This is a genomic window from uncultured Tenacibaculum sp., from assembly GCF_947504135.1.
Classification (GTDB): Bacteria; Bacteroidota; Bacteroidia; order Flavobacteriales; family Flavobacteriaceae; genus Polaribacter.
Genome location: NZ_CANNGG010000002.1, coordinates 538,620 through 553,469 on the forward strand (window position 1 = coordinate 538,620; position 14,850 = coordinate 553,469).

A 14,850-nucleotide genomic window follows, 5' to 3' on the forward strand; every position below is an offset into this window, starting at 1 on the left:
AACACGTTGCACCCAATTGCACAGCTTAAAAACCAGAGTTTTATGTCTTCAATTAAAGTAGTTTTAAGAAAAAACAAGATAGATAAAGCAGGACTTGCACCGCTTTATTTACGAGTAATCAAAAACAGAAAAACTAAATTCATTTCATTAAGCGTAAAATTGCAGCCCAATGAATGGGATGAAGATAAACAAAAAGTCAAGAAAAATCATAAATCTTCGGCAAGGTTAAACGCATACATTTCAAGAAAGATAGCAGATGCAGAAGGGGAAGTTGCTGACCTTGAAAGAAGAAATCAATCTACATCAGCAAGAAGAATAAAAGAAGCCATTAAAGGTAAACCCTTAATTAACTTTTTTGAGTTTGCTTATGATAGGTGCGAGAAGTTAAAAAATACAGTTGCGTTATCCACTTACAGAAGTTACAAAAGCAACATCGAAAAATTTGAAAGGTTTATAGGGCATCGTGAGTTAATGTTTGATGATATTACAGCAACTACCTTAAAAAACTATGCTTCACATTGTAGCTCAACTTGGAATAATAATAACACAACTATAAACTATGCGTTTAGAATCCTAAATTTAATGTTTAGAGAGGCTAAAAGCGAAGATTTAATATCTAATGAACTTGCACCCTTTACAAAGTTTAAAGTAAAGAAAAACAAGACTACAAAGCGTTATTTAAACGAAGTGCAGTTTGAAGACTTTATGAATTTAGAAGTACCACAAGAACACAAAGCACAAGTTATCAAAGATATGTTTATCTTTTCTGTTTTTTCTGGAGGATTGCGTTTTGGCGATGTTATCGAATTACAATGGAAAAACTATGATGGCAAAAATCACAGAATCACAAAAACGATACGTAAAACGAAAAGACAACACAGCATTAAAATAGGTCAAAAAGCGGTTGATATTTTAGAGAAGTACAAAACTAAAGACCAAAAGCAAAATGATATAATTTTTCCATTTGCTAAAGTTGACGAGTTATATTTTAAAGATAGAGAACATAGAAGTTTAATAACCAATAGAGCAATTTCATTAAGTAATATGTATTTGAGTAGAATAGGAAAAGAACTAGAGCTACCCTTTAATTTATCCTTTCATATTAGCCGACATACATTTGCGACAAGGGCATTAAACAATGGTATGCGTATAGAACACGTATCTAAATTAATGGATCATTCAGACATTGGTATTACGCAAGTATATGCAAAAATAATAGGTAGTGAATTAGATAACGCAGTAGATAAATATATTAATTAGTATGAATAGAAATCCTCATTTTTTAGTTACAGGAATGCAGAAATACGATGTTTGTGGTTCCGAAATGATACACCTTAAAGGTTATGCATATGAAAAGCCTTTTCCTATTCAATATTTCCCAAACCCAGAACATAACCTTGATAATTGTGAAGGCTGTAAAAACACACATCAAAAAATACTAAAAGAAGTAGGAGATTATTTTAAAGACTTTCCAAACTGTTGTGAAAGACATAAGAATTTAAACAAGCACAGTTTGTTTAAAAGTGATGATTTTAAAGACTTAGCTAAAATGGTAGCCGATAAAGTTATCTACACACATCATCATATATTAAATAATCTAGATCAAGATAATTGGGAAGAAGAAATAAATAATTATTTAGAATATGCTGTTACAAGTTTCGGTCAAACACCAGAAAATTGCGGAGAACCACCAGCACTAAGTTGGTTTATGGATTATACAAAAAGAATGCAGCTTAACCATAAGTTAGTTGGTAAAGATGCACAGTATAAACCCAGACAAGAAAAGGTTATAGATACAATCACAAATTTTTTTGAACCTAAAGGAAAAGAAAAGAAAGATTTTAATTTATTGTTGAGTACTTATGACAGGTGGTATAAATTTTTTCCTTTTGAAATAGCAATGTTTAGTAATCTCAAAAAACACTTTTCCAGAACACTTCCTGTTTTAGCAGAAAAACCAAAAACAAACCCTTACTTAGGTACAGCAAAAGTAGAGTTATTAACTCAAGCACAATTATTAAAAAACTTATCCAATATCACAAACCATATTTTGCTAAGTATTGATACAACACAATTGCTAGAAAATGAATACATTACAGATAGTAAAAAATATGCTTTTGATTTAAAAAAGAAAGCGCACTCACTAAATCAAAAAACATTATTAGAAAAGCCTACCAAAAACGAGAAAGAATATATAAAAACAATAAAAGCTTGGTTAAACAATGAAAAGAGTTTTATCAATGAAATAAAAGATGATATTAAAGCTTTGCCTGTAAAAAAGGAAGACGTTAAGCAAGATTTTTATACGATTATTAAAGACAAAGCAGTTCAAGAGTATGTATTACAAATATTAAATGATTTAAGCATAACTGTAGAAGGAAAATCTGTTTTAACACCTAGAAAAAAAGGAGCACTTCGCGGAGTAGTAGAGGCGTTAAAACAAAAAAGAATTATTCCTAATATAGGCTTAGCAACACTTTGTAATGTAATAGCCGAAAAAATAAATCTCGAATTAAAATCAGAATTAGATGCTTCAAATATATCAGAAGATTATTTAAATGATGCTTTAGATTATATAAAAAGGAATCCTTTGCACTAAATTTTATTGATTATAAGGGTTTTATAAGGGTGTGCTTTTAGCACCCTATCAATAATGACTTCTTGCGGTATTATTAATTTTAAAATGCATACCGTATGGAAGCAATTATTTTAAGTACACAACAGTACACAGACTTAGTAAACCGTTTAGACGAGCTAAACAAAAAACTAGAAGAGAAACAGAAAAATCCTAAAGACACTTTTCTAGACAATCAAGAATTTCTTCAGCTAATGAATATTAGCAAACGAACAGCCCAAACCTGGAGGGATGAAGGTGTTATTTCATTCTCACAAATAGGTTCAAAAATCTATTATCGTATGAGTGACGTGCAAAAGTTATTAGACAATAACTACCGTAAAGCATTCACAACAAAAAGAAATAACTATTAACCTAAAACCTTATAGAGATGACAGCAGCTGTATCAGTCTTTAGAGACTTTGTATATAAGGTTTCAGATAAACCTTTAGTAGAAGTGCTTAACGATATTAAAACAGGTACTTATAAAACCGAAATCGACAAAATAAGACACTTAATGTCTTTAGATAAAGAAGAGGAAGCCGAAAACCTAAAAAAGCAATTATTAGGATTTACCGTGTCTGGAGTATTCGATAATTATAGAAGTAGTGAAAACCTTGAAGTTTACACGCAATACATAATTTTAGATATTGATAAACTATCAGAATCAGAACTTAACCGAATCATTCCTGTTATAAATGTAGCACCTTATACCTATGCGTGTTTTGTTAGTACGAGAGGTAAAGGTGTAAAATTTATTGTGCGTGTAAATTCAAATGTAGAACAACATAAAACGGTTTATAATCAAGTAGTAGATTATTACGAACAAGCATTAAATACGGTAGTAGATACTTCTGGAAGCGACTATGCAAGATTATGTTTTATGTCTTACGACGAAAATTGCTATATCAATACAGAAGCAACAATTTTTGAAATCCAAGAAGAAGAAAAACAAACAACAACAGTAAGTGATGTTAATGCTAATAGTTATCAACAATTATCTACTGTAGAAATATTAAATAATTGCGAAGCGTTTACTAATCAAAAAGGCGAGTATCACGAAGGAAACAGAAATAACTACATATATCTATTTTCGGCAAACGCTTGTAGGTTTGGAGTTATAGAAGAAGACGCTTATCAATACTGTATTGCAAATTTTGATTTATCAGAAAGAGAAATAAAAACAACGGTTAGAAGTGCTTATAAAAGCAACAATGCAGACTTTGCAAAGTTTGCAAAATTTGCAAACGCTACAGTTTCAGAAGAAACACAAAATCAAGACAACCAAAACTTAGAAAGTTTATCGCTTTTAACAACTACACCAACTATTCCAAAAGACGTATATAATTCATTGCCAATAATATTTCAAAAAGGATTAGAAGTGCTAAAAACCCAACGCGAAAAAGATGTATTTCTTACAGGAGCATTAAGCATTCTATCGGGATGCTTACCTAATGTTTTAGGTTTGTATGGAGGTAAAGAAGTTTATCCCAATTTATTTTCATTTCTATTAGCACCAGCAGCTTCAGGAAAAGGAGCCTTAACATACGCTAAAATGTTAGCCGATAAATACCATCAAGCGGTAATTCAAAATTCTAAAGATGAAGAAGCAGATTATAAAAAAGAATTAGAAGCGCAAAAGCAAGCCAAAAAGTATCTTAAAAAAGGAGAAGAAGCACCAGAGGAGCCAGCACAACCGCCTTTTAAAGTGGTTTATATTCCTGCAAATACAAGTAATGCGAAAATGATAAAGCATATCGAAGATAACGAGGGTTTTGGTATTATATGCGAAACCGAAGCAGATACTTTAGGGCAAACCTTTAAAAACGATTGGGGTTCATATTCAGATTTATTACGTAAAGCCTATCATAACGAAAAAATATCCATTTCTAGAAAAACCAATAACGAGTATTTCGAAATCGATAACCCAAGATTGTCGGTGGTGCTTTCCGGCACACCTAATCAAATACTAAACATCATACAATCGGCAGAAGATGGTTTGTTTAGTAGATTTATGTTCTATGTGTTTGCATCCAATCCAGAGTGGTTAGACCCATCACCAAAATCCAATCCAGTTAATTTAACCGAACATTTTAAATACCTTTCAGATGATGTCTATCGTATGGTAAGATATTTAGAAAATACGGTGACTAATATTCATTTGTCAGATGCACAATGGGGAAAATTCAATCCGTTATTTGATGAATATTTATTTAGAATCTACAACTTAGTAAGTAAAGATGCTACAAGTGTAGTAAAGCGTTTAGGCTTAATGGTATATCGTTTTTGTATGATATTTACAGCCATAAGAAAATACGAGTATCAATTAAAAGATACCGATTTAGAATGTACCGACCATGATTTTGAAAATGCACTAAAGTTAGCCGATGTCTACTTACAGCACAGTATATTGGTATTTAAAAACTTACCAAATAACGCTACAAATATGCAGTTTAAACCTACCTCGCCTAAAGCTAATTTCTTTAAAGAATTACCACAAGAATTTAGCAGAAAACAAGCAGTAACCATTGGTGATAAATTAAAAATTAAAGTGCGTACGGTAGATAATTATTTAGCAAAACTAGAACAAGCAGGCTACTTAGTAAAACCTAAAGCGGGTTATTATCAAAAATTAAAGAGTTTGTAAGGTTTGCAATGTTTGCAAACTTTGCAAGGTTAAGTGATAAGTATACATCAAAATATAACACAATACGTTATATAAATATTAAGCAAATATTTATATATTTAACACTCAATTGCATTCCCTATGAACCGAATTAAAGAAGTGCTGGAAGCCAAAGGCATAAAGCAAGTATGGTTAGCAGATAAACTGGGTAAAAGTTTTAATACCGTTAATGGGTATGTGCAAAACAGAAAACAACCCAGTTTAGAAGTGTTATATGAAATAGCAGATATATTAAATGTAGACCCAAAAGCATTGTTAGATACTAAAAAATAAACCGCTTAATAAGCAGCAACTTACGTATGAACAAAAAAGACATACTCAACAAAATAAAATCACTAGAAGGCCTAAACCAAGACGAACGTGCCTATTTGGTAAACTTGGTAAACACCAAAAAAAAATACGGCCTAGTATGGGAAGACAAACCAGAAGACGTAGAAGAGCAACTACGCACTAAACTACCTGTACTGCAAGAGGTAAAAGAACGTGCCATTATTAACGATGCTGTCACCCTGAGCGTGGACACTGAGCGTAGTCGAAGTGCAGTCGAAGGGTCTAACCAAGAACCTAAAGCCAACCCAAACCACATCCTCATAGAAGGCGACAACCTACACGCTCTAACAGCACTTACCTTTACCCACGAAAATAAAATAGACCTTATTTATATTGATCCACCTTATAACACTGGAGAGAAAGATTTTAGATACAATGATAGTTATGTTGATAAGGAAGATGCTTACCGTCATAGCAAATGGTTGTCATTTATGGAAAAAAGGCTTCGAATAGCCAAAACGTTATTATCTGAAACGGGAGTAATGATTTGCCATATTGATGAGAATGAATATGATAATTTGAGTATACTCACAAAAGAAATATTTAGTGAGCAAAATAATTTAGGTACAATAGTTTGGAATAAGAAAAACCCAAAAGGTGATGCTAAAGGAGTGGCTAATATGCACGAATATATCCTTTGTTTTGCAAGAAATCGTAAAGAATTTTTAAATCTTAATAATACATTATTAAAGGACAAGGAAAATGCCTCTTTAATGATTAATAAGGCTAAAAGATTATATTCTAAAATCGGTAAAACAGAAATACCTAAAGAAATTAAAGATGTCTTAAAACCCTTTAATTTCTCTATAGATATTTTGAAACAATTTGAAATTGAATATGATATTGAATTAGTAAATAAAGAATTCAAAGCTTGGTTGCAGAATCAGGATTTTTCAAAAGGAGAAAAAATGTATAAATACATAGATAATGAAGGATTTGTTTATCGTGGTGTTTCAATGTCTTGGCCCAATAAACAAACAGCACCTGAAGATTACTTTATACCATTAAAACATCCTATTACGAATAAAGATTGTCCTTTACCAAATAGAGGATGGAGAAACCCTTCAGCTACTATGAAAAAACTATTAGGAAACAAAGAGCCAATTAAAAACCCAGATGGTTCATTTTTGCAGGGAGAGATTTTATTTGGTAAAAATGAAAAAAAACAACCAGAAAGGAAATATAAACTTATTGAAAACCTAAAAGAGAATACCTCATCTGTACTAAATTATGGTGGCAGTGATGATACCTTATTAGATAAATTAGATATTAATTTTCCTTATGTTAAACCAATTAATGTAGCTAAGTATTTAATTAAATCTATTCATCCAAACCCTAATATTATATTAGATTTTTTTGCTGGAACAGGCTCTGTATTACACGCTACATTGGAAATTAACAAGCAAGATGATAATAAAATAACTTGTTTTTTAGCAACTAATAATGAGGATAATATAGCAGAAGACTGCTATATTAGAAATAAAAGCGTAATCAACGGTGAAATTGATAACGAGAATTCAAATGAGAATCATTCTAACAACAACCTACGCTACTACAAAACCGCCTTTGTAGATAGAGAACCTTCTTTACAAAACAAACGACAGCTTACGCAACTCGCTACAGAGCTACTGTGCATTAAAGAAGATTGTTATACAGAGGTGCAACACCAGTTAAGTATAAACCCAAAACAAGCACAAATATTTACCAACAACAAGGGTAAATACTTAGTGGCTATTTACCATTCCAGAAACCAACTGCAAGTACAAGAACAATTAATATCTTGGGTAGAGAGCTTAACCCACACCACAGAAAAAGTACGTTTGTATGCCTTTAGCCCAGAAAAAGAAGTACTGGCAGAAGAGTTTTACGAGGTGGCAGAAAAGGTAGAAGTGGTTCCTTTACCAGAAGCCATTTACAATGCGTATCTAAGTACCATAAAAGCGTTAAAATTAGATAAAAAACAAGTGTATAACAACAATACTGCTGAGGCATAAAATTCTTAATTTACTATGTACATTTTAAAAGATTTTCAAGAAACAGCAGTCACCAGTTTGTTAGAAAACACCTATACTGCATTACAAGAACCTACCAAACAAACCCCTATTTTATTAGAATCGCCAACAGGTTCGGGTAAAACCGTAATGATGGCATCGTATATAGAGCGGTTGGTAGACGAGCTACAACTTAAACCAGGCTATAACAGTAATATGGCTTTTGTATGGTTAGCACCCAACACGCTACATATACAAAGTTACCACGCTTTGCAAAATCTTTATAGCGATACCCAAAAACTAAATTGTATAGATTTAGACAATCTAGGAAGCAATCCTATATTAAACGCTAAAGATTTATTGTTTCTTAATTGGAGTAGCATACATTCTGCCAAAAATATTTGGAGAAAAGACAACGAAACCAATACCAACCTAGAAACCCTAATAGAAAACACACAGGCTAATGATACTAGTATAGTGCTAATAATAGACGAAGCGCATTTAAGTGCCTTTAGTGGCAAACAAGCCATAGCAGTACGTAATTTAATAGAAGCAGATGTAGAAGTATTGGTAACCGCTACAGCACATAACATACAACGTCCTCAATTATCGGTATTTGTGCCAAGACAAAAAGTAGTAGAGCAAGAACTCATTAAAAAAGGAATTCGTTTAAATATTGGTTTAAATCCAGAAGAGCAAAACGGAGAAAATGTACATATGCATTTGCTTCGCAAAGCCTTTCAGAAAAAAGAAGAATTAAAAGCGTTATATGCGCAAGAGTTAGGCGAAAACAAAGTAAATCCGTTATTGCTAATTCAATTACCATCAGATAACGTTTCCTTAAGTTCAGAAGACAAGTCTATTAGAGATACCTTAGTAGGATTGTTAAATGCCGAGTACAACGTAACTACCCAAAACGGAAGACTGGCTATATGGCTAAGTGGCGAAAAAGATAAAGATGGTATTGAAGACATCAATGCAATGCAAGATGTAATGATTTTTAAACAAGCAGTAGCACAAGGTTGGGACTGTCCTAGAGCAGCCATATTGGTAAGTTATAGAACGGTTAATAGTCCTTCTTTTGGGATTCAAACCGTGGGTAGAATTTTACGTATGCCACACCGTAAACACTACAATAACGACGATTTAAATTATGGATATGTTTATACCAATATAGAATCTACTCGTATTAACTTTGAACCTTCAGATGCAGATTTTATCAATTTTCAATTGGCAAAAAGAAAAAAAGACAGAGGTTGGGTTTTTGATAAAATAAATTCTGCTCAAATAGTAAACGACCGTGCTGCAAAAGGGGTATTAACCTCTACCTTTCAAACGCATTTTTTCAACCTAATGGAACAGCGTTTTAGTGTAGCTATGTTACCCGATGTAGATTTATTTACTACTGAAGTAGAGGAAAATTTAAAAGAAGCAAAAGAAGCTAATTTATTAGCAATGCAACAAAATGGTTGGGAGTTCAAGGTAGACGATCACCAAATACCAATTCCTGTAGATATTGAGGCAGACCCATATATTGTAAATAGCATTATGGTAAATGCAGACCATACCAAGCAGTTTGCTATTACTATGAATCAGTTTAATACAATGTTCGAGCGTTTTTGTTATGACAATATAACTAGGCTTAACCGTTCCAAAAGCTGGAAAAAACTAAGAGATGTGTTACTCTTTTTTGCCGAATATTATTTAGGATTGTTTGAGCACGAAGCCAAACGTATCTATTTATTTCCTCAAAATAGAAGATTACTAGAAGAGTTAATTGTAGTAGCATTAGAACGTTTTGAGCAATGGCAAAAAGCAAAAGGAAACGAAAAACGAAGAGTGGAATACGCAAGTTGGGAAGTGCCAGAATATCGTTACTATAGCGAAAATTTCAACAAGCAATATATAGATAGTCACGCTATGGAGCCTTTTTATGAATACATAAGCGTATCTAGTCCAGAAAAAAAATTCAAAGAGTTTTTAGAAGCCAACAACGAACATATAGAATGGTGGTACAAAAATGGAGATGCAGGAAAAGAACATTTTGCTGTACCTTATATAAAACAAGTAGACGAAAAGCTAGAAAGACCTAGCCTATTTTATGTAGATTTTGTAATAAAGTTCAAATCTGGTAAAATGGGGTTATTCGATACCAAAACAAAACGTTCAGACTTAGATGCACCTAAAAAGCACAACGCACTTCTAGAGTATATAGAAAAAGCCAACCAAGAGGCTAACAATGAAAATTTATTGGGTGGTGTGTTAATAGAAGAACCCATAGACTCTAATCATTGGAGGTTTTGTGCGAATAGAATAGAAGATACAAAAGACTTAACAGGTTGGGAGTTTTTAAAACCAGAATTACTTTAAAACTTAAATAGCCTATAAATGGAAAAAGGAGATATTTTAATCTATACCAACCAAGAGGGGAACATCAAAATAGATGTGCGCCTTCAAGAAGAAACCGTTTGGTTAACCCAAGAACAAATGGCTTTACTCTTTAATAGAGATAGAAGTGTAATAACCAAGCATATAGGTAAAATTTTTAGTGAAGGTGAGCTAGATGAAAAAAGCAATGTGCAAAAAATGCACATTAGTACTTCAGATAAACCTATAAAAATTTACAACTTAGATGTCGTTATTTCTGTAGGTTATAGAGTAAAATCACAACAAGGTACACAATTTCGTATTTGGGCAACACAGCGTTTAAAAGAATACATCATAAAAGGTTTTACACTTAATGATGACCGTTTTAAAACAGGAACCTCTATGAACTATTTTAACGAACTGCAAAACCGCATTCGTGAAATACGTATCTCAGAAAAATTCTTTTATCAAAAAATAAAAGACATTTATGCCACCAGTATAGATTATAATCCTAAAGACGAAAAAACCATTCAATTCTTTAAAATTGTACAAAACAAATTGCTTTGGGCTATTAGTCAAAAAACAGCTGCAGAGTTAGTGTATAGGCGTGTAGATGCATCATTACCTTTAATGGGAATGTTAGCGTACGACAAAAAAAACAAATCGGTTACAAAATCCGAAGCAGGTATTGCTAAAAACTACTTAAACGAAGATGAAATGCGTTTACTAGGACTTATTGTAGAACAATACTTAGCGTTTGCCGAAACTATGGCGCAACAACAAACACCAATGTATATGAAAGATTGGGTGCAACGGTTAGATGCTATTTTACAATTAAACGGTAGAGAGCTGTTAACCCACGCTGGTAAAATAAGTCAAGAAATGGCTAAGAATAAAGTGGCTAAAGAGTATCAAAAATACAAAGAAGAAAACAAGCGATTATCTTACGAAAAAAGCCTTAAAGAGTTAGAAAAAGACATAAAAAAACTAAAAGACAAAAAATAAGGTAATCACCTTAGGCAATATAAAAATAGTATTATGAGCAACAAAGGACTAGATTCTCTATTTATACATTACGGCATACGTAAAGACGATATGGTAACCATAGAGACTATTTGCGAAAAGTATGAGGTTGAAGCAGAATGGCTAAAAGAATATTTCTTAAAAGCCTATCACGAGAAAAAAATTAAAAATGAAGACTTAGACGAAAAGGCATTAAAAAAGCTAATGGAAAAAGCACTTCAAAAAATAAAATAGTTATGTTAATAAAAAGAATAAGAGCTAAAAATTTTAAAACATATCTAGAACTCGATATAAATCTAGAAACAGACCCAGACAAACCTATTGTATTAATAGGTGGTGCTAATGGTGGTGGTAAAACAACTTTTTTTGATGCTATTTACGGTGCATTGTATGGCTTAAACATATCCAACGATAAAGAATTTAACGAGTTGCTTAATGCTGGTGCTTTGGGTAAAATTGAAGAAAAAATTGAATTAGAATTATTTTTTTCAGGCAGAGTACTAAACCAAGAACAGTCCTATGTGCTTACAAGAACCTATATGCTCAATACAGCCAAAAAACCTGTAGAAAGTGTAAAGCTAAATATGAATGGTTCCATTTTTCAATACGGTACTGCAACACCTACAGCGCAAAGAGCAGAACAAGAAGCGCAAGTAAATAAAATTATAAAAGGAAATCTACCTGAAGAGTTAAGTCGCTATTTCTTATTTGATGCTATGGAGGCTGGGAGCCTTTTAAAAGAAGACCGCCTTAATCGTGTAATTCGTGAAAATATTGAAAATGTTATGGGCTTCAATAGATACTTGTCGTTTGCTAAAGCAGCCGAAAGTCTTACACAAGATTATACAGCTCAAATGCTCGATTTAGAAAACGAAAAGAAAGAATATTTACAATTAGTAGAACAAAAACGTAAAGAAGAAGAAGCTTTAACCGAGTTAAAAGGAAAACGTAAAGAAGCGCTAGATTTTTCAGTATCTAATAAAGATTTGTACGATACGTTAAAGGCAGGTATGAATGAAGAATCTACACTAAACAATAAGGTAAAACAGTTAGAAGAAGAGCTAAGTAATCTAGATAAAGAGGAAAAGCAATACAAAACTGATGTAAACGATTTTATTAAAAATTTTGAAATGCACGTAAGCTTACCAAAATTAGCTGAGGTGTTACAAAATGATATAGCCTTAATTATAAACGAACGTGAAACTTCCAATGCAGATGCCTACACGCATTTAAACAAAGAAGTGATAGAAAACGTATTGATAAAAGCTGTAAACGTACTTGCCGATAAAGGACATAATTTAAAAGACGTGTCAGTAAGTCAATTAGCAGATAAAGTATTAAAATCATTAGAAGATAAAAACACAGATTTAGAATACGATTATTTTCAAATTTCAGAAATTGAAGCTTTAAAAAAATTAGCAAATGGTAATTATCAAAATCCTTACAATTCTATTACTCACCGTAAAGAAAATCTAGATAAAGATATTGCCAACGCGCACAAGATTAAAAAACAAATAGAAGATTTAAAAGCACAAATTACAGGAAAAGACTATTCTTTAATTAAAGCCTATGAAGAGAATGAAAGTGCAATTAAAACCTTGAAATCTGAAATTGAGGATAAGGATAAAGAAGTAAAAAAGATAGCAAAACGTTTACAACAATTTGATATTCCAACTACAGAAGAACCAGACCCTAAATTTGAAGCTTTAAAAAAATTACAACCCTTGTTTGATGAAATAGCAAATACGTTGCTTAAAAACAAAAAAGATAAAATAGAAGATAAAATGAAACACGATTTAAACGTTAATCTTGCGGCTTATCAAGATGTTATAGATCGTGTAGAGTTATCAGAAGATTTAAAAGATCTAAACTTTAGTATTTATCATAAAGCAGGTAACGAAATCTATTTAAGTCAACTAAACACAGCGTCTACACAAGTAGTGGTACAAGTGCTATTAAAGGCGTTGCACGAATTTGGCGATTACGACCCACCTGTAATGATAGATACAGTTATGGGTGTATTAGATGAAACAAGCCGAAGCACCTTGTTAGAAAATTACTTTCCAGAATTATCACATCAAACCATATTATTAAGTTCTGATAGTGAGGTAAGACCTAATTCAGATTTGCAAAAAATAGAACCTTTTGTAGCCAAAGCATATACATTACTTAGAGATAAAGAAGCTCAAAAAACAAATGTTACAGAAGGGTATTTTGGTAATTCTATAAACAATTAATGATGGAAGAAATAGCATTACATAATATAAGGCAAAGCGAAGGGTTAATTGATAGCCTATTACCTTTAAAACATAAAATTGAAAAAAAATTAAACCTAAAAGAATATCGTAAAGAAGCAAAACAGTTAACGTTAAACAATAATTTATTACAACGTTTAACATTAGCAGCAGGTTTAAGTCAAAATCACAAACGATCTTGGTCAGACATCGAAAAGGTAGCAATGGATAGTTTAAGAATCCACGAAACAACCTTTACTAAATTCAACTTACAAGTAATGTGGTCAAGTCTTATAAAATATCGATATAATCATATAGATATAGATTGGTCAGTAGCTGCTAATCGTAGTCGTATAATCAATTACGAGATGCAACAAGGCTTAAAATATTTAATGGATGATAATAATCTTGATAATTGGTTAACAATTACTGCTAAATCTGGTAATACTTCATTTGGCACAGTACCATTCTTAGATTTAAATATTGGGTTATTTGAAGGTGATATGCCGGCAACCTTAAACCTAAACGGTAGGCAAATACCTAACACACAAATTTTAATTGCAGGTTCAACAGGTTCTGGTAAATCAAACCTTTTAGCGGTATTAATGCGTGAAATGCGTACCTTAACAGTAGAAACAGCATATCCAGTAAACTTTTTATTTTTCGATTATAAAGGAGAATTTTCAGACCCTGCCAATCGCTCTTGGTTTAATCACTTTGAAATTGATGATGATGCTGTTCTAGACCCAATAAAAAAACCTTTACCTTTTTCACCTTTTAAAAATTTTGAAGGAAAAACTCAAAATGAAATTAACCTATACGCTACAGAACTAGCCAATGCTATCTGTGCAATAGACAATGCACGTATGAGTGCAAATATGAGTAATAGATTGGCAGAAGCAGTAATTGCTTCATACAGAAAGACAAAAAACAAACCTGTTTCATTTCAAATTATTCTAGATCAATACAATCATTTACAAAACGAAAAAGACCGTCAAAAAGACGATAGTATCAAATCAGTATTAAAGCAATTAATTAGAAATAACTTATTTGCAACAGAAGATAATATCGATTTAATTAACAATAGTTTTATTGTGAAAATGGATGGTTATCCCAAAGATGGTCCATTGGCAAAAGCAATTGTATATTTTATCATTTCTAAATTAAATACGATTTATGAAAAACTGCCAAAACAAGAAGTAACTGAAGAATGTGTAGAAATTCGACATTTTACAATTATAGACGAAGCACATTATATGTTAGATTTTGATAATAAGCCATTAAGAGATTTAATAGCTGTAGGAAGAAATAAAGGGTTAAGTATCATCTTGGCAACACAAAATATGGATAGTTACAAGTCTAAATATTTTGACTTCTATGCTAATGCACAATATCCTTTAATAATGAAACAGCAATCCATTACAGATGCTGTGATCAAAGATTTATTTGGGGTTTCAGGTAACGAGTTTCAAGAAATAAAAGAAGCAATTGCAGGTTTAGCACTAGGGGAATTAATCATTAAAGACAATACAAATATTGTATTAGGTATGGGTAAAAAGTTCAAAAAAATTAAGGTAAATAGGTTTATATAATCAAGCTAAAATT

The 14,850-nt window shown here is 31.9% G+C and carries 11 protein-coding genes; all 11 read left to right on the plus strand.

The genetic code is table 11. The annotated features are described in order from the left end of the window. Window positions 1–42 precede the first annotated feature (42 nt). A complete protein-coding gene (locus Q0663_RS05930; RefSeq protein WP_299007884.1) occupies window positions 43–1,260 on the plus strand; it encodes a site-specific integrase in 1,218 nt (405 codons plus the stop codon). 1 nt (window position 1,261) lies between these two features. Beyond that, a complete protein-coding gene (locus Q0663_RS05935) occupies window positions 1,262–2,599 on the plus strand; it encodes a hypothetical protein (RefSeq protein ID WP_299007887.1) in 1,338 nt (445 codons plus the stop codon). A gap of 95 nt (window positions 2,600–2,694) precedes the next feature. Then, on the plus strand, window positions 2,695–2,988 hold the full coding sequence (locus tag Q0663_RS05940; RefSeq protein WP_281777810.1) for a helix-turn-helix domain-containing protein: 294 nt from the start codon (window positions 2,695–2,697) through the stop codon (window positions 2,986–2,988). Between the two features lie 17 nt (window positions 2,989–3,005). Next, window positions 3,006–5,261, plus strand: coding sequence for a DUF3987 domain-containing protein (locus Q0663_RS05945; protein WP_299007901.1), 2,256 nt, complete (start codon window positions 3,006–3,008; stop codon window positions 5,259–5,261). A gap of 120 nt (window positions 5,262–5,381) precedes the next feature. Next, on the plus strand, window positions 5,382–5,573 hold the full coding sequence (locus Q0663_RS05950; RefSeq protein WP_299007904.1) for a helix-turn-helix transcriptional regulator: 192 nt from the start codon (window positions 5,382–5,384) through the stop codon (window positions 5,571–5,573). A 26-nt stretch (window positions 5,574–5,599) separates the two neighbouring features. Then, window positions 5,600–7,624 (plus strand): site-specific DNA-methyltransferase, encoded by a 2,025-nt coding sequence (locus Q0663_RS05955; protein WP_299007909.1) that lies wholly within the window; start codon window positions 5,600–5,602, stop codon window positions 7,622–7,624. 15 nt (window positions 7,625–7,639) lie between these two features. Further along, on the plus strand, window positions 7,640–9,991 hold the full coding sequence (locus Q0663_RS05960) for a DEAD/DEAH box helicase family protein (RefSeq protein ID WP_299007912.1): 2,352 nt from the start codon (window positions 7,640–7,642) through the stop codon (window positions 9,989–9,991). Between the two features lie 18 nt (window positions 9,992–10,009). Continuing rightward, complete coding sequence (gene rhuM / locus Q0663_RS05965) at window positions 10,010–10,993, plus strand: RhuM family protein (RefSeq protein WP_299007915.1); 984 nt, start codon at window positions 10,010–10,012, stop codon at window positions 10,991–10,993. Window positions 10,994–11,026: 33 nt separating this feature from the next. Then, window positions 11,027–11,245: a DNA modification system-associated small protein gene (locus Q0663_RS05970; RefSeq protein WP_299007918.1), complete on the plus strand. Its 219-nt coding sequence runs from the start codon at window positions 11,027–11,029 to the stop codon at window positions 11,243–11,245. Between the two features lie 2 nt (window positions 11,246–11,247). Further along, window positions 11,248–13,248 (plus strand): AAA family ATPase, encoded by a 2,001-nt coding sequence (locus tag Q0663_RS05975; protein WP_299007921.1) that lies wholly within the window; start codon window positions 11,248–11,250, stop codon window positions 13,246–13,248. Continuing rightward, the gene (locus Q0663_RS05980; protein WP_299007924.1) at window positions 13,248–14,837 is read left to right on the plus strand and encodes a DUF87 domain-containing protein; all 1,590 of its coding nucleotides are present in this window, start codon (window positions 13,248–13,250) and stop codon (window positions 14,835–14,837) included. The genes Q0663_RS05975 and Q0663_RS05980 overlap by 1 nt, the downstream gene beginning before the upstream one ends. Window positions 14,838–14,850: the final 13 nt, after the last annotated feature.

Excerpts from the sequence above, each read along its gene's own strand:
- Q0663_RS05930 (WP_299007884.1), top strand. The coding sequence starts at position 43 with ATGTCTTCAATTAAAGTAGTTTTAAGAAAAAACAAGATAGATAAAGCA.
- Q0663_RS05935 (WP_299007887.1), top strand. The coding sequence starts at position 1,262 with ATGAATAGAAATCCTCATTTTTTAGTTACAGGAATGCAGAAATACGAT.
- Q0663_RS05940 (WP_281777810.1), top strand. The coding sequence starts at position 2,695 with ATGGAAGCAATTATTTTAAGTACACAACAGTACACAGACTTAGTAAAC.
- Q0663_RS05945 (WP_299007901.1), top strand. The coding sequence starts at position 3,006 with ATGACAGCAGCTGTATCAGTCTTTAGAGACTTTGTATATAAGGTTTCA.
- Q0663_RS05950 (WP_299007904.1), top strand. The coding sequence starts at position 5,382 with ATGAACCGAATTAAAGAAGTGCTGGAAGCCAAAGGCATAAAGCAAGTA.
- Q0663_RS05955 (WP_299007909.1), top strand. The coding sequence starts at position 5,600 with ATGAACAAAAAAGACATACTCAACAAAATAAAATCACTAGAAGGCCTA.
- Q0663_RS05960 (WP_299007912.1), top strand. The coding sequence starts at position 7,640 with ATGTACATTTTAAAAGATTTTCAAGAAACAGCAGTCACCAGTTTGTTA.
- rhuM (WP_299007915.1), top strand. The coding sequence starts at position 10,010 with ATGGAAAAAGGAGATATTTTAATCTATACCAACCAAGAGGGGAACATC.
- Q0663_RS05970 (WP_299007918.1), top strand. The coding sequence starts at position 11,027 with ATGAGCAACAAAGGACTAGATTCTCTATTTATACATTACGGCATACGT.
- Q0663_RS05975 (WP_299007921.1), top strand. The coding sequence starts at position 11,248 with ATGTTAATAAAAAGAATAAGAGCTAAAAATTTTAAAACATATCTAGAA.
- Q0663_RS05980 (WP_299007924.1), top strand. The coding sequence starts at position 13,248 with ATGATGGAAGAAATAGCATTACATAATATAAGGCAAAGCGAAGGGTTA.